The sequence below is a fragment of the Mycolicibacterium novocastrense genome (assembly GCF_001499835.1).
GTDB classification, from domain to species: domain Bacteria; phylum Actinomycetota; class Actinomycetes; order Mycobacteriales; family Mycobacteriaceae; genus Mycobacterium; species Mycobacterium novocastrense.
On the sequence record NZ_LQIH01000028.1, the window covers coordinates 12,640 to 32,720 of the forward strand.

Genomic DNA, 20,081 nt, shown 5'->3' on the forward strand with positions numbered 1-20,081 from the left:
ACCGTAGTAAGGCGTAGTACGCTGGATCGATAGCTCTAGGGAGATGAACGGACCATGGCGAAGTTGACGCGTTTAGGGGAACTTGAGCGCGCGGTGATGGATCACCTGTGGTCTTCGCGCGAACCCCAAACCGTGCGCCAAGTTCACGAGGCGCTCTCCGCCCAACGCGACTTGGCGTACACCACGATCATGACCGTGCTGCAGCGGCTGGCCAAGAAGAACCTCGTCGTGCAGCACCGCGATGACCGCGCCCACCGCTATGCACCCACCCACGGTCGCGATGAACTCGTCGCGGGCCTGATGGTCGACGCGCTCGACCAGGCCGCCGACTCGGGCAGCCGGGAAGCCGCGCTGGTGCATTTCGTCGAGCGGGTCGGCGCAGACGAAGCCGCGGCGTTGCGGCGTGCACTGACCGAACTGGAAGGCAAGGTTCGCGTAGCGCCGCCCGCTGGTAATTCGGGCACCGGCTGAGAGAGACTGACAGCGTGTCCGCGCTGGCCTTCACCGTCTTGGCGCTGGTCCTGTCGGGACCGGTGCCCGCCCTCCTGGCGCGCGCGTCGTGGCCGTTCCGCGCACCGCGAGCGGCCATCGTGCTGTGGCAGGCGATCGCGCTGGCCGCCGTTCTGTCGGCCTTCTCGGCCGGCATCGCCATCGCCAGCAGGCTTTTCGCGCCGGGTCCCGACGGTCGGCCGACCGCCACCATCACCAGTGAGATCGCCGTCCTGGGCTGGCCGGTGTGGATCGCCTACGTGGTGGTCTTCGCGCTGACGCTGGTGATCGGTGCGCGTCTGATCGTGGCGGTGCTGCAGGTGGCCATCGCGACACGGCGCCGTCGCGCCCACCACCGCATGGTCGTCGACCTGGTGGGCAAGTCGCAGAAATGGGCCCACGCCCACGCCGGTGGCGGACTTCGCATCCTGAACGTGGACCAGCCGCTCGCGTACTGCCTGCCGGGTGTGCGCAGCCGCGTCGTGGTCAGCGAGGGCGCGCTGACGACGTTGGCGGACAACGAGATCGCCGCGATCCTCACTCACGAACGCGCGCACCTGCGCGCCCGGCACGATCTCGTGCTGGAGATGTTCACCGCGGTGAATGCCGCGTTCCCGCGCTTCGTCCGAAGCGGAAGCGCCCTGCACGCGGTGAGGCTGCTGGTCGAGATGCTGGCCGACGACGCGGCGGTCCGCATCGCCGGTCCCACTCCCCTGGCCCGCGCACTCGTCGCGTGCGCGGCCGGCCGGACGCCATCGGGTGCGCTGGCCGCGGGCGGCCCGACCACCGTGCTGCGGGTGCGCCGGCTCGGGGGCCGGCCCAACAGCCTGGCGCTGGCCGCAGGCGCGTACGCGGCCGCGGCGGCGGTGCTGGTGGTGCCGACCGTCGCGGTGGTGCTGCCGTGGCTGACCGAACTGCAGCGGCTGTTCAGCGCCTAAGCGACAAGCCGCGCGAATGAGGCGTTCACACAACAAAACAACGAAAGGCTGCCCGTATGAGCTCTGACGCTTCCGCATCCACCACCGGTACCGCTCAGATCGGGGTGACCGGGCTTGCCGTCATGGGATCGAACATCGCGCGCAACTTCGCCCGGCACGGGTACACCGTCGCGCTGCACAACCGCTCGATCGCCAAGACCGACGCGCTGCTGCAACAGCACGGCTCCGAGGGAAAGTTCGTGCGCAGCGAGACCATCGCCGAATTCCTCGACGCGCTCGAGAAGCCCCGCCGTGTGCTGATCATGGTCAAGGCCGGCGACCCCACCGACGCGGTGATCAACGAACTCGCCGACGCGATGGAGGAAGGCGACATCATCATCGACGGCGGCAACGCGCTCTACACCGACACGATCCGCCGCGAGAAGGCGATGCGCGAACGCGGCCTGCACTTCGTCGGCGCCGGTATCTCCGGCGGCGAGGAGGGCGCGCTCAACGGCCCGTCGATCATGCCCGGCGGCCCGGCCGAGTCCTACAGATCGCTGGGCCCGCTGCTCGAGGAGATCTCGGCGCACGTCGACGGCGTCCCGTGCTGCACCCACATCGGTCCCGACGGCGCGGGCCACTTCGTGAAGATGGTGCACAACGGCATCGAGTACTCCGATATGCAGTTGATCGGCGAGGCCTACCAACTGCTGCGCGACGGGCTCGGCAAGTCGGCGGGCGAGATCGCCGACGTCTTCGACGAATGGAACTCCGGTGACCTGGACAGCTTCCTGGTCGAGATCACCGCCAAGGTGTTGCGCCAGACCGACGCCAAGACCGGTAAACCGCTGGTCGACATCATCCTCGACGAGGCCGAGCAGAAGGGCACCGGACGCTGGACGGTGAAATCGGCGCTCGATCTCGGCGTCCCGGTGACCGGTATCGCCGAGGCCGTGTTCGCCCGCGCCCTGTCCGGATCGGTGACCCAGCGCAAGGCCACGACCGGCCTGGCCTCCGGCGACCTCGGTGAAAAGCCCAGCGACGCCCAGAAATTCACCGAGGACGTCCGCCAGGCGCTGTACGCGTCGAAAATCATCGCCTACGCGCAGGGGTTCAACCAGATCCAGGCCGGCAGCGCCGAGTACAACTGGAACATCACACCCGGCGACCTGGCCACGATCTGGCGCGGCGGCTGCATCATCCGGGCCAAGTTCCTCAACCGCATCAAGGACGCGTTCGACGAGAACCCCGACCTGCCGACGCTGATCGTCGCGCCGTACTTCCGCAGCGCGATCGAGGCGGCGATCGACAGCTGGCGCCGCGTCGTCGTCACGGCCACCGAACTGGGCATCCCGATTCCCGGCTTCTCCTCGGCGCTGTCCTACTACGACGGATTGCGCCAGGAGCGCCTGCCGGCCGCGCTCACCCAGGGCCTGCGCGACTATTTCGGTGCGCACACCTACGGGCGCATCGACACCGACCCCGCCGAACGGTTCCACACGCTGTGGAGCGGGGACCTCAGCGAAGTCGAGGCCTGAGCCCTCGTCGAGACTGCGCACAGATCGCGGTATCGGGCTCAATCGCGATCTCTGTGCGGTCTCGGCGACAACTAGACTTGAGCCGACATGCGATTTCTCGACGGGCACAAACCCGCATATGACCTGACCTACAACGACGTCTTCGTCGTCCCCGGACGCTCCGATGTGCAATCACGGATGGACGTCGACCTGTCGACCGCCGACGGCTCGGGGACCACGATCCCCGTCGTGGTCGCGAACATGACCGCCGTCGCCGGCCGCCGGATGGCCGAGACCGTGGCCCGCCGCGGCGGCATCGTCGTGCTGCCGCAGGATCTGCCGATCTCCGCGGTGCAACAGACCGTCGACTTCGTCAAGAGCCGCGATCTGGTCGTCGACACCCCCGTGGTGCTCTCCCCCGACGACTCGGTGTCGGATGCGACCGCCCTGATCCACAAACGGGCCCATGGCGCCGCGGTCGTCGTCTTCGAGGGCCGGCCGATCGGCCTGGTGACCGAGGCGAACTGCGAGGGCGTCGACCGGTTCACCCGGGTGCGGGACGTCGCGGTCTCGGACTTCGTCACCGCGCCGGTGGGCACCGAGCCCCGCAAGGTGTTCGACCTGCTCGAGCACGCGCCGGTCGACGTGGCGGTGCTCACCGAGAGCGACGGAACGCTGGCGGGCGTGCTGACGCGGACCGGCGCGGTCCGGGCGGGCATCTACACACCCGCGGTCGACGACCGGGGCCGGCTGCGGATCGCGGCCGCGGTGGGGATCAACGGCGATGTCGGCGCCAAGGCCCGCAGCCTGGCCGAGGTCGGTGTGGACCTGCTGGTGATCGACACCGCCCACGGACACCAGGTGAAGATGCTCGACGCGATCGAGGCGGTCTCCTCGTTGGACCTCGGGCTGCCGCTGGCCGCGGGCAACGTGGTCTCCGCCGAGGGCACCAGGGACCTGCTCAGCGCAGGCGCGTCGATCGTGAAGGTCGGGGTCGGACCCGGCGCGATGTGCACCACGCGCATGATGACCGGCGTTGGGCGGCCCCAGTTCTCCGCGGTTGTCGAATGTGCCGCCGCGGCAAGGCAATTGGGCGCTCATGTGTGGGCGGACGGCGGTATCCGGCATCCGCGGGATGTCGCACTGGCATTGGCCGCGGGCGCGTCCAACGTGATGATCGGCTCCTGGTTCGCGGGCACCTACGAGTCCCCCGGCGACCTGATGCGCGATCGCGACAACCGGCCGTTCAAGGAGAGCTACGGGATGGCGTCCAAACGCGCTGTGGCCGCACGCACCGCCGGTGACGGGTCGTTCGACCGGGCCCGCAAGGCGCTGTTCGAAGAGGGCATCTCGACGTCGCGGATGGGTCTGGATCCGTCCCGCGGAGGCGTCGAGGACCTGCTCGACCACATCACCTCCGGGGTGCGCAGCACCTGCACCTACGTCGGTGCCGCGAATCTGACCGAACTGCACGAGAAGGTGGTGCTCGGCGTGCAGTCGGCCGCGGGCTTCGCCGAGGGGCATCCGCTGCCCACGGGCTGGTGATCCCTCCCTCGCAAGATCACCCGTTACCATGGGTTCCCTTCAGTCCTCTACGCGAAAGGGATCCCGTGCCGCAGGCACCCGTCGAGGCCCGGGTTACGGAGGGGGCCTACCGGACCGAGCGGCCCGAGCCCCCCGACGCCGAGCCTTCCTCTAGACGGCCGGACAACAGGTCCGGCACCTGCGCGGGGACACCCCGATGAGCGTCGCTTCGACGTTGCTGTCTCTGCTCGCAATCGTGTTGCTGACGGCGGGGACCGCGGTGTTCGTCGCCGCCGAGTTCTCGCTGACCGCACTCGAGCGCATCACCGTGGACGGCAACGCACGCAGCGGCCACCGGCGCGACAAGATGGTTCAGCGGGCGCACCGGACGCTGTCGTTCCAGCTGTCCGGCGCCCAGGTGGGCATCTCGATCACCACGCTGGCGACCGGTTACCTGGCCGAACCCGTCGTCGCGCGGTTGATCCACCCCGGCCTGGACGCGATCGGGATTCCCCCGGGCTACACCGGCGGGCTGGCGCTGGTTCTGGCGATCGCGATCGCCACCTCGATCTCGATGGTGTTCGGCGAGCTGGTGCCCAAGAACCTCGCCGTCGCGCGGCCAGTGCCGACGGCGCGCTGGTCGGCCGGACCGCAACTGCTGTTCTCCGCGCTGTTCACCCCGCTGATCCGGCTGACCAACGGGACCGCCAACATGATCCTGCGTCGGCTGGGCATCGAGCCCGCCGAGGAGCTGCGCTCGGCACGGTCCCCGCAGGAACTGGTGTCGCTGGTGCGCAGTTCGGCCCGCAGCGGCGCACTGGACCCCGTCACCGCGGTATTGGTCGACCGGTCGCTGCGGTTCGGGGATCGTTCCGCCGAGGAGCTCATGACACCCCGGCAGAAGATCGAGGCCCTCGACGCCGATGCGACGGTCGCCGACCTGGTCACCGCCGCGATCAGGACGGGATACTCACGGTTCCCCATCATCCGCGGAGACCTCGACGAGACGATCGGGATCGCGCACGTCAAGCAGGTGTTCGAGGTGCCGATCGACGAACGCGCGACCACCCGCCTGGCCACGCTGGCGCTGCCGGTCGCCAAGGTGCCCTCGACTCTGGACGGCGACACCGTGATGACCCAGATCCGCGCCAACGGCCTGCAGACCGCGCTGGTGGTCGACGAATACGGCGGGACCGCGGGCATGGTCACCGTGGAGGACCTGATCGAGGAGATCGTCGGCGACGTCCGCGACGAGCACGACGACGAGGCGCCCGACGTGGTGCCCGCGGGCCGTGGCTGGCAGATATCGGGCCTGCTGCGCATCGACGAGGTTGCGAGCGCCACGGCGTTCCGCGCACCCGAGGGCGACTACGAGACGATCGGCGGCCTGGTCCTCGAAAAGCTCGGGCACATCCCCGACGAGGGGGAATCGGTCGAGCTCGAAGCGTTCGACCCCGACGGTCCGCTGGAGAACCCGAACCGCTGGCTGGCCACCGTGCTGCGGATGGACGGGCGCCGCATCGACCTGCTCGAGTTGACCGAACTGGGCCGCAGCGGCGAGGCCGACGGGAGAAGCGCCGATGGGTGACCTCTTCGGTGTGCTGCTGACGGTGCTGCTGCTGGCCGTCAACGCCTTCTTCGTCGCGTCGGAGTTCGCATTGATCTCCGCGCGGCGCGACCGGCTCGAGGCGTTGGCCGAACAGGGCAAGAAGAGCGCCGTCACCGTGATCCGCGCCGGTGAACATCTGTCGCTGATGCTCGCGGGCGCTCAGCTGGGCATCACGATCTGCTCGATCCTGCTCGGTCGCGTCGGCGAACCCGCCGTCGCGCATCTGTTGGAGAAGCCGTTCGACGCCGTGGGCGTGCCCGATGCGGTGCTGCACTCGGTGTCCTTCGTCGTCGCACTGGCCATCGTGGTCGTCCTGCACGTGTTGCTCGGCGAGATGGTGCCCAAGAACATCGCGATCGCCGGCCCGGAGTCGGCGGCCATGCTGCTGATACCGACCTATCTGGTGTGGATCCGCATGGCCCGGCCCCTGATCGCGTTCTACAACTGGTGCGCCAACGTCGTCCTGCGGATGTTCCGGGTGGAGCCCAAGGATGAACTCGACGTCACCGTGTCGACGGTGGAGCTGTCGGAGATGATCGCCGAATCGCTGTCCGAGGGCCTGCTCGATCCCGAGGAACACAGCAGGCTCACCCGCGCCCTGCAGATCCGCGACCGCGCGGTCAAGGACGTCGCATTCCCGCTGCGCGACATCAGAACGGTGTCCGTGGCCCGCGAAGGGGCGGGGCCGACGGTGGGTGCCGTCGAAGACGCGCTGGCCGAGACGGGTTACTCACGCTTCCCCATCACCGACGCGTCCGGAACCTACCTGGGGTATCTGCACATCAAGGACGTGCTGGCGTTCGTCAACGACCCCGACGCCGTGCTGGACCTCTCGATGGTGCGCCCACTGCCGGTGGTGCCGGCGTCGCTGCCGTTGCCCGACGCGTTGTCGCGGCTGCGGCGCACCAACAGCCACCTGGCGCTGGTGACTGCACCCGACGGCAGCGTCGAGGCGATGGTGGCGCTCGAGGACCTCGTCGAAGACCTGGTGGGCACCGTGCGCGACGGGACCCACCGTGTCTGACGTCGCCGTGCGCACAGTGATCGTGCTCGGCGAGTCGGATTGGAGCGCCCGTGAGCGGGCGCATCAGCGCCGCGTCGACGCGTTCTGCGCACCGCATCGTCGCCGGGCCCGGTGTGGTGAGAAGCACCCGGTCTGGGACTTCCTGTTCACCTATTACAGCCTTCGGCCCGGCAGGCTGCGGGTGTGGCACCCCGGCTTCGGGGTCGCCTTGGCCGGCGGCGGCGCGCGGCGCTTCCTGGGCCGAACGGGGTACGCCGCTGACTCCGACGGTGTGGTGGTCAGCCGCGAGTACCTGACTGCGCGCGTCGACACCGTGCGGTTCGTCGGCCGCCTGTTGCGGGCGACAGCGGCGCGCCCGGCCCGGCTGAACTGTTTCGGGCTGCACGAGTGGGCGATGGTCTACCGGTCGCCCACGGTGCGCCACGACCGGGTGCCGCTACGGCTCGGCGCCGCCGGCACCGACGCGGTCGTCGAGTCGATGCCTTTGCGCTGCAGTCACTTCGACGCGTTCCGGTTTTTCACCGAGCCCGCCGTCGCGCGTAACGCCGAACAGCTGACCCGGCAGAACCAGGTCGCCACGGAACAACCCGGCTGTTTGCACGCCGCGATGGATCTGTACAAGTGGTCTTTCAAGCTCGGCCCGCTCGTCGACTCCGAGTTCGTGATGGACTGCCTCGAGCTGGCCGCCGAAGCCCGCGAACTCGACATGCGCGCCAGCCCCTATGATCTCCGCGAATACGGATTCGAGCCGATCGCGATCGAGACACCGGCCGGTCGTGCCGAATACGTGCGGATCCAGCAGACCATCGCGGAGCGGGCGGCGCCGCTGCGGGCCGCCCTCGCCGATCAGTGCGAACGGCTCCTGACCGCGGCTGTCCGGGCCGGCTGACCAGCCGGTTGCGGAAAAGCCGGGTTACCGCTGGGTAAGCTGGGACGACAGTTCTAGGAGGAATGATGACCGATCGCGTGACGGTGGGGAACCTGCGCGTGGCCCGGGTGCTGTACGACTTCATCAACAACGAGGCGTTGCCCGGCACCGACATCGACCCCGACACGTTCTGGTCCGGCGTGGACAAGGTCGTCGCCGATCTGACGCCCAAGAACGAAGAACTGCTGGCCAGGCGCGACGACCTGCAGGCCCGCATCGACAAGTGGCACCGGCAGCGGGTCATCGAGCCGCTCGACCACGACGCGTACAAGGCCTTCCTCACCGAGATCGGGTACCTGCTCCCCGAGCCCGACGACTTCACGATCACGACCGCCGGCGTCGACGACGAGATCACCACGACCGCCGGACCTCAGCTGGTGGTGCCGATCCTCAACGCCCGCTTCGCGCTGAACGCCGCGAACGCCCGCTGGGGTTCGCTCTACGACGCGCTCTACGGCACCGATGTGATCTCCGAGGACGACGGCGCCGAGAAGGGCGGCAGCTATAACAAGGTTCGTGGCGACAAGGTCATCGCCTACGCCCGCCGATTCCTCGACGGCGCCGCACCGTTGGCGTCCGGCTCCTGGAGTGAGGCGACCGGCCTGCGGATCGACGACCGTCAGCTCCTCGTCGACCTCGGCGACGGCAACTCGGTCGGGCTGGCCGCGCCCGAGCAGTTCGTCGGTTACACCGGAGAGCTCGGCTCGCCGCAGTGGTCGGTGCTCTTGCGCAACAACGGATTACACGTCGAAATCCTCGTCGACCCGCAGTCGCCCGTCGGTTCGACCGACGCGGCGGGCATCAAGGACGTCGTCCTGGAATCCGCGGTCACCACGATCATGGACTTCGAGGACTCGGTCGCTGCCGTCGACGCCGACGACAAGGTGCTCGGCTACCGGAACTGGCTGGGCCTCAACCGCGGTGACCTCACCGAAGAGGTGACCAAGGGCGGTGAGACCTTCACCCGCAAGCTCAACGAGGACCGCACCTACACCACCCCGGACGGCGAGGGGGAGCTGACCCTGCCCGGCCGCAGCCTGTTGTTCGTGCGCAACGTCGGTCACCTGATGACCAACGACGCGATCGTGCGGACAGACGGCAACGGCGAAGAGGTCGAAGTGTTCGAGGGCATCCAGGATGCGCTGTTCACCAGCCTCATCGCGATCCACGGCCTCAAGTCGGGCGACGGCAACGGCCCATTGGTCAACAGCCGCACCGGTTCGGTGTACATCGTCAAGCCCAAGATGCACGGCCCCGACGAGGTGGCCTACACGGTCGAGTTGTTCAGCCGCGTCGAGGATGTGCTCGGGCTGCCGGCCAACACCCTCAAGGTCGGCATCATGGACGAGGAGCGCCGCACCACCGTCAACCTGAAGGCCTGCATCAAGGCCGCCGCCGACCGGGTGGTGTTCATCAACACCGGTTTCCTCGACCGCACCGGCGACGAGATCCACACCTCGATGGAAGCCGGCCCGATGATCCGCAAGGGCGCGATGAAGAGCACCCAGTGGATCCAGGCCTACGAAGACCAGAACGTCGACATCGGTCTGGCCACCGGTTTCTCCGGCAAGGCCCAGATCGGCAAGGGCATGTGGGCGATGACCGACCTGATGGCCGACATGGTCGAGCAGAAAATCGGCCAGCCCAAGGCCGGCGCCACCACCGCGTGGGTGCCGTCGCCGACCGCGGCGACGCTGCATGCCATGCACTACCACGAGGTCGACGTGTACGCGGTGCACAAGGACCTCGAAGGCCAGAAGCGCACCAGCGTCGAGCAGCTGCTGGCCGTTCCGCTGGCTAAGGAGCTCGCGTGGGCGCCCGAGGAGATCCGCGAAGAGGTCGACAACAACTGCCAGTCGATCCTCGGATACGTGGTGCGCTGGATCGATGCGGGTGTCGGCTGCTCGAAGGTGCCCGACATCCACAACGTTGCGCTGATGGAAGACCGTGCGACGCTGCGTATCTCGAGTCAGCTGCTGGCGAACTGGCTGCGTCACGGCGTCATCACACCCGACGACGTGGTGGCCAGCCTCAAGCGCATGGCCGCGATCGTCGACAAGCAGAACGAGCAGGATCCCGAATTCAAGCCGATGGCAACGGATCCGGACCACAACATCGCGTTCCAGGCCGCGCAGGAGTTGATCCTCTCGGGCGCCGAACAGCCGAACGGCTACACCGAGCCGATCCTGCATCGCCGCCGCCGCGAATACAAGGCCGCACACGGCGGTGCGTGATCCGGTGACCGGTCGGCGTCGCAAGTAGAGGGCGGAAGTGGGCAGGCACAGTAAACCGGATCCCGACGATTCGGCAGGCGGCGATTTCGGCGACGGTCACGACGAGTCGCAGACCGAACGCTTCGGCTACCTCGGCGACCGTCCGGAACCGGAACCCGGAACTCATGACGCGGGCTACGGCCCCGAGTACGGCGATGTCGACCGTCCCGACTATGCGGATGGCCCCGAAGACCCGCGCTACTCGGATCACGAGCCCGACTACGCGGATCACGGAAGCGGTGGGTCGACTCCCCCGCCGCGCTCGGGTCCGCAGCACAGCGGCGAGTGGGAGGGCGGCGAGTGGACCGGTAGCCATCGAGCGGTGACCCCGGGCAGGCGCGGCGTCAGCGTCGGCGTCATCGCGGCCCTGGTCGCGGTGGTGGTGCTCGTCGGCGCGGTCATCCTGTGGCGGTTCTTCGGTGACGCGTTGTCCGATCGCACCGATCAAGCCGCCGCGCGGTGCGTCGACGGTGAGCTGTCGGTCGCGGTGGTAGCCGACCCGAACATCGCCGAACCGATCCAGTCGCTGGCCAACCGGTACAACGAGACCGCCGCCCCGGTGGCCGACAAATGCGTGAAGATCGGCGTCAAACCCGCCGAATCCGACCAGGTGGTCAACGGCTTCATCGAGTCCTGGCCCCAGGAGTTGGGCGATCGCCCCGCGCTGTGGGTTCCGGGCAGCTCGGTGTCGGCGGCCCGGCTCGAGGCCTCGTCGGGAGCGCAAACCATCATCGACAGCCGGTCGCTGGCTACGTCACCGGTGGTGCTGGCCGTTCGACCAGAGTTGAAGAACGCTCTGGCACAACAGAACTGGTCGACCCTGCCGGCTTTGCAGAGCAATCCCTCGTCGTTGGACGGGCTGAATCTGCCCGGTTGGGGCTCGTTGCGGCTGGTGCTGCCGCTGAGCGGCGACAGCGATGCGTCGTACCTGGCCGCGGAGGCGATCGCGGCCGCGTCGGTACCGGCCGGCGCGCCGGCCAGTGACGGCACCCGCGCGGTGAACACGGTGGTGGCGGGTCAACCCCAGCTGGCGGACAAGAAGACCTCTACCGCGTTCGACGCGCTGGTCAACGCGTCCGATCCGGCGGCGGCCCCCGTGCATGCCGTCGCGATCACCGAACAGCAGCTGTATCAGCGCAGCACCGGTCTGCAGAATGCAGCCGACGTGGTCTCGGGATGGCTGCCGCCCGGCCCCGCGCCGGTGGCCGATTACCCGACCGTGTTGGTGTCGGGCGATTGGCTGTCGCAGGAGCAGAAGAGCGCCGCCAGCGAATTCGCCCGGTTCATGCGCAAGCCCGAACAACTCGCGGAACTGGCCAAGGCCGGTTTCCGCACCCCGGAGGGAACGTTGCCCGACAGCGACGTCGTGGACTTCGGGCCGGCGCCTGCTCCACTGTCGGTGGGCGACGAGCAGACACGCGCGCTGCTGGCCGACGCGTTGACCGCCCCGGCGGCCAACCCGGCGGTGACGATCATGCTCGACCAGTCGATGCCCACCGACGAAGGCGGACGAAGCCGGCTGCAGAACGTCGTTGCCGCGCTCAACGCCCGTTTGCAGGCATTACCGGCCTCGTCGGCGGTGGGGCTGTGGACGTTCGACGGCACCGCGGGCCGCTCGGAGGTGAGCACCGGACCGCTGAGCGATCAAGTCGACGGCCAGCCCCGGTCGGCGGCGTTGACGGCGGCGCTGGACGAACAGTCCGCCTCCGGCGGGGGCGCGGTCTCGTTCACCACGCTGCGGCTGGTCTACACCGAAGCGATGGCGAATTTCCGTGAGGGGCAGCAGAATTCGATCCTCGTGATCACCGCCGGGCCGCATACCGACCAGACCCTCAACGGAGAAGGGTTGCAGCAGTACATCCGCGGCGCGTTCGACGAGGCCAGGCCGGTGGCCGTCAACGTCATCGACTTCGGTCCGGACTCCGATCGCGCGACGTGGGAGGCGGTGGCCGAGATCAGCGGCGGCAGCTACCAGAACCTCGCCAGCTCCGACTCCCCCGAGCTGACGGCCGCGATCGCGAACTTCCTCGGTTAGCGGTTCGAGCCGACTCAGCCTGCCGCTATCCGCCGAACGTGGTTTACCGGCACGCTTTTCGACGCTTGAACGTGTGTCGAGCCCACACTCGGCGCTAAGGGCGGGCAATTTGGTGGGCGTCGCTCAGGCGAACGCCTCGACCGGCGGGCACGAACACACCAGGTTGCGATCGCCGTACGCACCGTCGATCCGACGCACCGGCGGCCACACCTTGGGGCGATAGTTCTTGCCCAGCGGATAAGCCGCCTGCTCACGGGTGTAGGCGTGGTTCCAGTCGTCCACCAGAAGGGATTCCGCGGTGTGCGGTGCGTTGCGCAACGGGTTGTCCTCGGCGGGCCAGGTGCCGTCACCGACCTTGTCGATCTCACCGCGAATCGCGATCATCGCCGCGCAGAACGCGTCGACCTCGGCGAGGCTTTCGCTCTCGGTGGGCTCGACCATCAGCGTGCCCGCCACCGGGAAGCTCATCGTGGGTGCGTGGAAACCGTAGTCCGCCAACCGTTTTGCCACATCATCGACGGTCACGCCGGTCTGCTTGGTGATGGTACGCAGGTCGAGGATGCACTCGTGGGCGACCATGCCGTTCTCGCCGGTGTAGAGCACCGGGTAGTACTCGTCGAGGCGACGGGCGATGTAGTTGGCCGACGCGATCGCGGTCAGCGACGCGGCGCGCAGCCCGCCTGCACCCATCATTCGGATGTAGGCCCAACTGATCGGCAGGATCGACGCCGACCCGTACGGCGCCGCCGACACCGTGTACTTGTCCGGGAGTTCCTCGGCGAGCGGATGGCCGGGCAGATACGGCGCCAGGTGTGCGCGCACCGCGACCGGGCCGACGCCGGGGCCGCCACCGCCGTGCGGGATGCAGAACGTCTTGTGCAGGTTGAGGTGGCTCACGTCGCCGCCGAACCGGCCGGGCCGGGCCAGGCCGACGAGCGCGTTGAGGTTGGCGCCGTCGACGTACACCTGACCGCCCGCGTCGTGCACGGCCGCGCAGATGTCGGCGATGTCGTGCTCGTACACCCCGTGCGTCGACGGGTAGGTGATCATCAACGCCGACAGCCGATCCGCGTGCTCGCTCACCTTCGCGCGCAGGTCGTCGAGGTCGACGTCGCCGTTCGGTCGGCACGCCACGACGACGACCCGCATACCCGCCAACGCCGCCGAGGCCGCATTGGTGCCGTGCGCGCTGGACGGGATGAGACAGACGTCGCGGCCGGGCTCACCGCGCTCGGCGTGATACGCCTGGATCGCCAGCAGGCCGGCGTACTCGCCCTGCGAGCCGGCGTTGGGTTGCAGCGACACCGCGTCGTAGCCGGTAATGTCGATCAGCCACTGCTCGAGGTCCGCGATCAACTTTCGCAGTCCCGGGGTGTCGGACGCCGGTGCGAACGGATGCTGGCGCGCGAACTCCGGCCAGGTGATCGGTTCCATCTCGGCAGCCGCGTTGAGCTTCATCGTGCACGATCCGAGCGGAATCATGCTGCGGTCCAAGGCGATATCCTTGTCGGCCAGCGAGCGCAGGTAGCGCATCATCTCGGTTTCGGTGCGGTAGCGCGTGAACGCCGGATGGGTCAGGAATTCCGACGTGCGGGTCGCGATGCGGGGGCCGTCGAACTCCGTGTCGACCGGCGCCGCCGAGAAGGCCGACAGCACCGCCTCGACATGTGCGGCGGTGGTCGCCTCGTCGCAGGACACCGAGACGTGGTCATCGTCGACCAGCCAGACGTTGATGCCGCGCGCCTTGGCGGCCTCGCGCACCGCTGCGGCCCGGCCGGGCACCGAGGCCAGGACGGTGTCGAAGAACGAGCGGTGCACGATCGGTACCCCGGCCGCCGTCAGCCCGGCCGCCAGGGCTCGCGCCCGCTCGTGCACCCGGTGCGCGATTCCGGTCAGACCGTCGGCCCCGTGGTAGCTGGCATACATCGCGGCCATCACCGCGAGCAGCACCTGCGCGGTGCAGATGTTGCTTGTGGCCTTGTCGCGGCGGATGTGCTGTTCGCGGGTCTGCAACGCCAGCCGGTACGCCGGCGCGCCGTCGGCGTCCAGCGACACCCCGACCAGGCGGCCCGGCAGCTGGCGCGCGTGCTTGGCGTGCACGGCCAGGTATCCCGCGTGCGGGCCACCGAAACCCATTGGCACGCCCAATCTTTGAGTGCTTCCGAATGCGACGTCGGCGCCGATCTCGCCGGGCGGGGTGAGCAGCGTCAGCGCCAGCAGGTCTGCACCGATCGCAACCAACGCGCCGCGGTCATGGGCCTGGGCTACGAGCTCGCTCCAGTCCACGACGGCGCCGCTGGCCCCCGGCAGCTGCGCAACGACGCCGAAGAACTCGCCGTCGGGCAACCCCTGGGTCAGATCGGCGGTGACGATCTCGATGCCGAGCGGCTCGGCGCGGGTGGCCAGCACCGCGGCACTCTGGCCGAACAGGTCGGCGTCCACGGCCAGCCGGTTCGACGGCCCGCGCACGGCGCGGTGCATCAGCGTCATCGCCTCGGCCGCCGCGGTGCCCTCGTCGAGCATGGAGGCGTTGGCGACCTCGAGGGCGGTCAGGTCGGTCACCATGGTCTGAAAGTTGAGCAACGCCTCGAGGCGGCCCTGGCTGATCTCCGGTTGATACGGGGTGTAGGCGGTGTACCAGGCGGGGTTTTCAAGAACGTTGCGGCGCAACACCGGTGGGGTCAGCGTGTCGTAGTAGCCCTGGCCGATCATCGACACGGCCACCGTGTTCACGTCGGCGAGTGCGCGCAGTTCGGCCAGTGCCTCCTCCTCGGTGGCGGCCGCGGGCAGCCGGTCGAGACCCGGCGCCCGACCGTCGGCCGACAGCGGGTCGAGGATGCCCGACGGCAGCGCCTTGTCGGCAAGTTCGTCGAGTGAGGAGACGCCGATCGTCTCGAGCATGGCGGCGACGGCGTCCGCATCCGGTCCGATGTGGCGGTCGGCGAAGTTGGGCTGGTGGTGGTCGAACACTCGGGCTACTCCAGACGCGTGCAGGCAGAGGACCGCTGGGTTCCTCCCCCTCTGTCGTCGGTGCCTGAGAGATTCGGCGTGGCCGCCTTTCCCCATGGGCGGGTAAGCAGTTCGCTTACCGCTTTCCAGAGGCATCGGGGCCTGCGCGGTCCGGGTGCCTGAGAGGTTGACGGAGAGGTGTTGCTCCTTCGGCGTCCGTGACTGGCCGCCACGAAACTCTCCCGCACAAGCGCGATGCGTTGACGAGTTTACCGGCACTCAGCCGATCGCCGTGAAGATTGCAGTCAGGGGTTGGTTGAACAGCCCTGGAAGCAGGAACTGGAACAACGCCCGGGGCGGGTCAGCCGATCTTGCGGTCGCGGTGCTTGCGCCGGGAGGCCAACTCGTCCTCGGGAGCCGCGATCGACTCGCCCCCGTCGGCGCGCTCACCCGGGAAATCGGCGATCGCGCCGGTCAACTCCCGCATGGCGCCCGAAACCGCGATGCCGAACACGCCCTGACCGCCCTGCAGCAGGTCGACGACCTCTTCGGCCGAGGTGCATTCGTAGACCGTGGTGCCATCGGAAAACAGCGTGATGTTGGCCAGATCGCGAACCCCGCGCTGACGCAGGTGGTCGACGGCGACGCGGATGTTGTGCAGTGAGATGCCGGTGTCGAGCAGGCGTTTGACGATCTTGAGGACCAGGATGTCCTTGAACGAGTACAGGCGCTGGCTGCCCGAGCCGGCAGCGCTGCGGATGGACGGCACGACCAGTGATGTCCGTGCCCAGTAGTCGAGCTGGCGGTAGGTGATGCCGGCGATCTGGCAGGCGCTGGGGCCGCGGTAGCCGACGAGTTCGTCGGGAACGGAGTCGTCGGGGAACAGTCCGGCCTGGACGGGCTCTCCGGCCGGCTCCGGGGTGGTGGTCAGTTCCGAATCCGCGGGGCCGCTAGCAGCGGTGAGGTCCAGCTGCTCCTGACGTGGCGTGTCTCCCACTTCTAGATTCCTCTCGCCGATCGAACCCGCGTCTGTGACCTGCGTGGGGCACACATTTGCCAAGCCCGAGTGAGTCGAGCATACGCTTCTCGCCGTCTGTGGACCGCCCATCAGTGGTCCGGCCCCCAAAGTATGGCTGCCCAATCCGCCGATGGGAAAACCCTGCGCCGCGTGTCGAAGCGACGAGACGCTTCCGTGACAAACCCGCAGGGCGTCGATGGAGCTAGGTCGCCTTGAAGTCGTCCGGTGAGACGCTGTCGAGGAACTCCTTGAACTTTTCGACCTCGTCCTCGCGCACCGCACCCGCCGCTTCGTCGTCATTCTCGTCGGGAATGATCAGCCCGGCCTCGGCCAGCACCGCTTCCTCGACGTAGATCGGCACCCCGACCCGCAGCGCGATCGCCACAGAGTCCGACGGGCGGGCCGACACCTTGATGTCGCGGTCGAAGATCAGGTCGGCGTAGAAGGTGCCTTCCTGCAGGTCGACGATGCGCACCTCTTTGAGTGAATGACCAAGCGCGGCAATGACATCTCGGATCAGATCATGCGTCAGCGGCCGGGCCGGCTCGACGCCCTGCTGTTCGAGTGCTATTGCGGCCGCCTCCGACTGGCCGATCCAGATGGGCAGATACCGGTCACCGTTGGACTCCCGCAGCAGCAGGACCGGCTGGTTCTGCGGCTGCTCCACGCGAATGCCGACCACACGAACCTCACCCATCTGCGTCTGCCCTCCGCACCGAAGAAGCGAGCCTGTAAGCCATCGCTTCGAGTCTAATCCTCAGCGATCCAGTACGTCGCGCACAGCCGACTTGATCAACGATGTGTGCAAGGTGATCGCCAGGGCCGCCACTTCACGTGCCAGGTCGTCGGCCCGGTCGCGGGCGCCGGCCTTGTTGGCCTTGACGATTGGCCCGGCGATCTGGGCGATCAGATCGGACTGCCGATCGGCCGCCGACCGGAACGCCCGCAGATGCCGCGGCTCGACACCGTAATCCTCCAGGGCGCGCGCACACTGGGCGATCACCACCGAATGCTCGTCGAAGAATCCGCCACGTCCTGCGGTGATGACTCCGGCCTTGACGAGCGCGCCCAGCAGTTCTTCACCGACGCCCGATCGGGCCAGCAGATCCTCCCGAGACAGCCGCACCTGCGTCGGCGCCACCGCCGCCGCACCCGCGGGATTGTCGGCGCCGTCTGTGCGGTCTGAGGACACCGGAACCAAACGCGGTACGCCGTAGGCCGTTCCGTTCTCGGGCAGCTCGCCGTCGGGCTGTGCGTCCAGCTGAGCCTTGATCACCTTCAACGGCAGGTACTGGTCGCGCTGGGCGGTGAGGATGAACCGCAGGCGAGCGCAGTCGTAGGCGGTGAACCGCCGGTAACCCGACGCGGTGCGCTCCGGGGTGACCAGGCCTTCGGCCTCCAGGAACCGGATCTTGGAAATGGTCACGTCCGGGAAGTCCGGTCGCAGCAGATCGAGAACCGCTCCGATCGACATCCCAGTGAGCGCGGGAGTGTCGGGTGCGCCCATCGTTACTCTTCGCGCATGCGCTGGTCGACCACTAGCCGGCCTGACCGCTGTCGTCGTTCTTGGGGCCGGTGAGGAACACCAGGCGGAACTTTCCGATCTGCACCTCGTCGCCGTTGGCGAGCACCGCGGAGTCCACGGGTTCGCGGTTGACGTAGGTGCCGTTGAGGCTGCCGACGTCGACCACCTGGAACTCGCCGCTCTCGAGGCGGAACTCGGCGTGCCTGCGGCTCACCGTGACGTCGTCGAGAAAGATGTCGCTGTCGGGATGCCGACCGGCCGACGTGGTGGGCTGATCGAGCAGGAACCGGGAACCCGCGTTGGGCCCGCGCTTGACGACCAGCAGCGCCGATCCGGCAGGCAGACCTTCGACGCCCGAAACGGCGCCCTCGGTCCCCGCCGTGGCCGGGGCGTCCAGTTCGTTGAGGAAGTCGGCGCGGAAGACGGATGTCGTTTCCACGGTGACTTCGTCAGACGTCTGGTCGGTCCCAGAGTTCTGGTCGTTTTCCGTCACCCGCTGCTCCTAACTGGCTGCTGTGGCGATACCGCGTCTCTGTTGTCGACCGTACCGCGCGGCGAGCGCGATTGTGCCCACCACCGCCGGATCCGCCCTAGTTGGCGTCCGGTCTGCAAAACCCTAACAACCCGTCACTCGCTCACTGTGCCGCGGTAGCCGTCGGCGTCGAGCAGCGTGCCCAACCCCTCCTCCAGTGCGGCGGGGTCGGCCTGCAGCTCGACCAGCCAACCCTCCCCGTAGGGATCGGAGTTCACGAGCTGCGGACTCCCCTCGAGATCACCGTTGACCGCAACCACTTTCGCGGTGACGGGCGCGTACAGGTCCGACACCGACTTGGTGGACTCCACCTCGCCGAACGACTCGCCGGCGGTCACCTCCGCGCCGACGTCGGGTAGCTGGACGAACACCACGTCACCGAGCGCCGACTGGGCATAGTCGGTGATACCGACGCGCACGGTGTCGTCGCCGGTGCGCAGCACCCACTCGTGTTCCTCGGTGTAGTGCAGGTCGGCTGGGATTTCGCTCACGGCGCTCCTCGTTTGTTCAGCGGTTCGGCCCGGGTTGGCAACTGACCCTCATTTGACTGGCTGAGCGTATTGGCGCTGTTTCGGTTGTCGCAAGGCGGTGACGTCGACGCGGTCGGACTGCTGTACGGCCATGCTGCCGCCGACCCGTTCGACGCTGTCCATCGCGCCGCCGGGAATGGTCATGGCCGCGGCCAGGGTGGGCGGATCGCCAATGGCCAGAACCGAATACGGGGGGCTCATGGTGACGTTGTCGATCACCAGCGCGCCCGGGTTGCCGACGACCCAGGTGTCGACGCCGACGCGCACGGCGGCCGGCGCGTCGGTGCCCCCACCGCGGATCTCCATGGCCTCGGCGCCGGCGTTGCGCAGTTCGTTGATCACGTCGAGCAGCGTTTCGGCGGGTACGCCGGGTGCGGTGTCGGTGATGGTCAACGTCACACCGGGGCCGGTCGCGGGAACCGTGCCGATCAGGATGGACAGTGCGGCGAGTCTGGCCTGGGCGTTCTCGATGGCGGCCTGGTCGCTGCCGCCCGACGCCTGCAGCTGCGCCAGGGTGCGCTGCAGATCGGTCACCTCGGTGTTGAGCGCGGCCTCCCGCTGTTGCAGCGAGTCCAGCAGCACGAGCAGGTCCGCGGGCCGGGCCGCCTCGAGCGAGTCTCCGGACTCGTTCTGGCGAACCTGCGTCACGATCGCCACCCCGAGCAGTACGCACAACACCACGGCCAGCGCCCCGAACACCACCTGCGAGCGACCCCGTCGCATCACCCCGGCGATTCCGCCCGCGCGCAGACCGCCGATCTCTTGAGACGGCTCGTCGGGCGGCAGTTCGTGGCGGCCGCCGCCGGCGCGACGGTCGGAGTCATCGGGTTGGGAGTGCTGCGGTGTGTGCTCACTCATTGTCAAGCCTCGTCGTCACGCGCCGAACAGCCTGCGGCGCAAAGCGGCTGCGTTGCCGAAGATCCGGATTCCGAGGACGACGATGATCGCCGTGGACAGCTGCGTGCCGACCCCCAACTGGTCGCCGAGGTAGACGATCAGCGCGGCAACCAACACGTTGAACACGAACGACACCACGAACACCTTCGAGTCGAAGATGCGCTCCAGGTACGCGCGCAGACCGCCGAAGACCGCATCGAGCGCCGCGACGACCGCGATCGGCAGGTACGGCTGGACGAACTCGGGCACGTCGGGGCGGAACACCAGGCCGAGCACGACGCCCACCACCAGTGCGGCGATTCCGATCATGT

Annotated in this window: 17 protein-coding genes and 1 riboswitch; of the genes, 9 read left to right on the forward strand and 8 right to left on the reverse strand. The window is 68.2% G+C overall.

The window, feature by feature from the left end; all coding sequences use genetic code 11:
* Nucleotides 1-54 precede the first annotated feature (54 nt).
* The 9 genes from AU072_RS18925 to AU072_RS18965 all read left to right on the forward strand — a co-directional run bounded on the left by AU072_RS18925 (nucleotide 55) and on the right by AU072_RS18965 (nucleotide 12,319).
* Complete coding sequence (locus tag AU072_RS18925) at nucleotides 55-471, forward strand: BlaI/MecI/CopY family transcriptional regulator (RefSeq protein ID WP_064415230.1); 417 nt, start codon at nucleotides 55-57, stop codon at nucleotides 469-471.
* Nucleotides 472-485: 14 nt separating this feature from the next.
* Nucleotides 486-1,427 carry a M56 family metallopeptidase gene (locus tag AU072_RS18930; protein ID WP_064415231.1) on the forward strand — a complete coding sequence of 314 codons (942 nt, stop codon included), beginning with the start codon at nucleotides 486-488 and terminating at the stop codon, nucleotides 1,425-1,427.
* Between the two features lie 56 nt (nucleotides 1,428-1,483).
* Nucleotides 1,484-2,947 carry an NADP-dependent phosphogluconate dehydrogenase gene (gndA, locus tag AU072_RS18935; RefSeq protein WP_064415232.1) on the forward strand — a complete coding sequence of 488 codons (1,464 nt, stop codon included), beginning with the start codon at nucleotides 1,484-1,486 and terminating at the stop codon, nucleotides 2,945-2,947.
* Nucleotides 2,948-3,034: 87 nt separating this feature from the next.
* On the forward strand, nucleotides 3,035-4,471 hold the full coding sequence (locus AU072_RS18940; protein WP_064415233.1) for a GuaB1 family IMP dehydrogenase-related protein: 1,437 nt from the start codon (nucleotides 3,035-3,037) through the stop codon (nucleotides 4,469-4,471).
* Between the two features lie 196 nt (nucleotides 4,472-4,667).
* The gene (locus AU072_RS18945) at nucleotides 4,668-6,038 is read left to right on the forward strand and encodes a hemolysin family protein (RefSeq protein ID WP_064415234.1); all 1,371 of its coding nucleotides are present in this window, start codon (nucleotides 4,668-4,670) and stop codon (nucleotides 6,036-6,038) included.
* The gene (locus AU072_RS18950; RefSeq protein ID WP_064415235.1) at nucleotides 6,031-7,083 is read left to right on the forward strand and encodes a hemolysin family protein; all 1,053 of its coding nucleotides are present in this window, start codon (nucleotides 6,031-6,033) and stop codon (nucleotides 7,081-7,083) included. The genes AU072_RS18945 and AU072_RS18950 overlap by 8 nt, the downstream gene beginning before the upstream one ends.
* Complete coding sequence (locus AU072_RS18955; protein WP_082680675.1) at nucleotides 7,076-7,972, forward strand: 3-methyladenine DNA glycosylase; 897 nt, start codon at nucleotides 7,076-7,078, stop codon at nucleotides 7,970-7,972. The genes AU072_RS18950 and AU072_RS18955 overlap by 8 nt, the downstream gene beginning before the upstream one ends.
* A 65-nt stretch (nucleotides 7,973-8,037) precedes the next feature.
* The gene (locus AU072_RS18960) at nucleotides 8,038-10,245 is read left to right on the forward strand and encodes a malate synthase G (protein WP_064415250.1); all 2,208 of its coding nucleotides are present in this window, start codon (nucleotides 8,038-8,040) and stop codon (nucleotides 10,243-10,245) included.
* A 37-nt stretch (nucleotides 10,246-10,282) separates the two neighbouring features.
* Complete coding sequence (locus AU072_RS18965) at nucleotides 10,283-12,319, forward strand: substrate-binding domain-containing protein (protein WP_064415236.1); 2,037 nt, start codon at nucleotides 10,283-10,285, stop codon at nucleotides 12,317-12,319.
* Nucleotides 12,320-12,442: 123 nt separating this feature from the next.
* Here AU072_RS18965 and gcvP read toward each other — a convergent pair whose 3' ends face one another.
* The 8 genes from gcvP to AU072_RS19005 all read right to left on the reverse strand — a co-directional run bounded on the left by gcvP (nucleotide 12,443) and on the right by AU072_RS19005 (nucleotide 20,079).
* Nucleotides 12,443-15,289: an aminomethyl-transferring glycine dehydrogenase gene (gene gcvP, locus AU072_RS18970; RefSeq protein ID WP_064415237.1), complete on the reverse strand. Its 2,847-nt coding sequence runs from the start codon at nucleotides 15,287-15,289 to the stop codon at nucleotides 12,443-12,445.
* Nucleotides 15,290-15,425: 136 nt separating this feature from the next.
* A riboswitch (glycine riboswitch) is annotated at nucleotides 15,426-15,523 on the reverse strand.
* A 106-nt stretch (nucleotides 15,524-15,629) separates the two neighbouring features.
* Nucleotides 15,630-16,265: a MerR family transcriptional regulator gene (locus AU072_RS18975; protein WP_064393706.1), complete on the reverse strand. Its 636-nt coding sequence runs from the start codon at nucleotides 16,263-16,265 to the stop codon at nucleotides 15,630-15,632.
* 223 nt (nucleotides 16,266-16,488) lie between these two features.
* Nucleotides 16,489-16,983, reverse strand: coding sequence for a bifunctional nuclease family protein (locus tag AU072_RS18980; RefSeq protein ID WP_059098552.1), 495 nt, complete (start codon nucleotides 16,981-16,983; stop codon nucleotides 16,489-16,491).
* A 60-nt stretch (nucleotides 16,984-17,043) separates the two neighbouring features.
* Nucleotides 17,044-17,793, reverse strand: a complete 750-nt coding sequence (gene ftsR / locus AU072_RS18985) for a transcriptional regulator FtsR (RefSeq protein WP_064415238.1) — start codon at nucleotides 17,791-17,793, stop codon at nucleotides 17,044-17,046.
* 31 nt (nucleotides 17,794-17,824) lie between these two features.
* Nucleotides 17,825-18,304 carry a glycogen accumulation regulator GarA gene (gene garA, locus AU072_RS18990; protein WP_064393704.1) on the reverse strand — a complete coding sequence of 160 codons (480 nt, stop codon included), beginning with the start codon at nucleotides 18,302-18,304 and terminating at the stop codon, nucleotides 17,825-17,827.
* 134 nt (nucleotides 18,305-18,438) lie between these two features.
* Entirely contained in the window at nucleotides 18,439-18,834 is a 396-nt protein-coding gene (gene gcvH, locus AU072_RS18995; protein ID WP_064415239.1) for a glycine cleavage system protein GcvH, read from the reverse strand.
* 48 nt (nucleotides 18,835-18,882) lie between these two features.
* On the reverse strand, nucleotides 18,883-19,731 hold the full coding sequence (locus AU072_RS19000; protein WP_064415240.1) for a DUF881 domain-containing protein: 849 nt from the start codon (nucleotides 19,729-19,731) through the stop codon (nucleotides 18,883-18,885).
* A 15-nt stretch (nucleotides 19,732-19,746) separates the two neighbouring features.
* A complete protein-coding gene (locus AU072_RS19005) occupies nucleotides 19,747-20,079 on the reverse strand; it encodes a small basic family protein (protein ID WP_064346400.1) in 333 nt (110 codons plus the stop codon).
* Nucleotides 20,080-20,081: the final 2 nt, after the last annotated feature.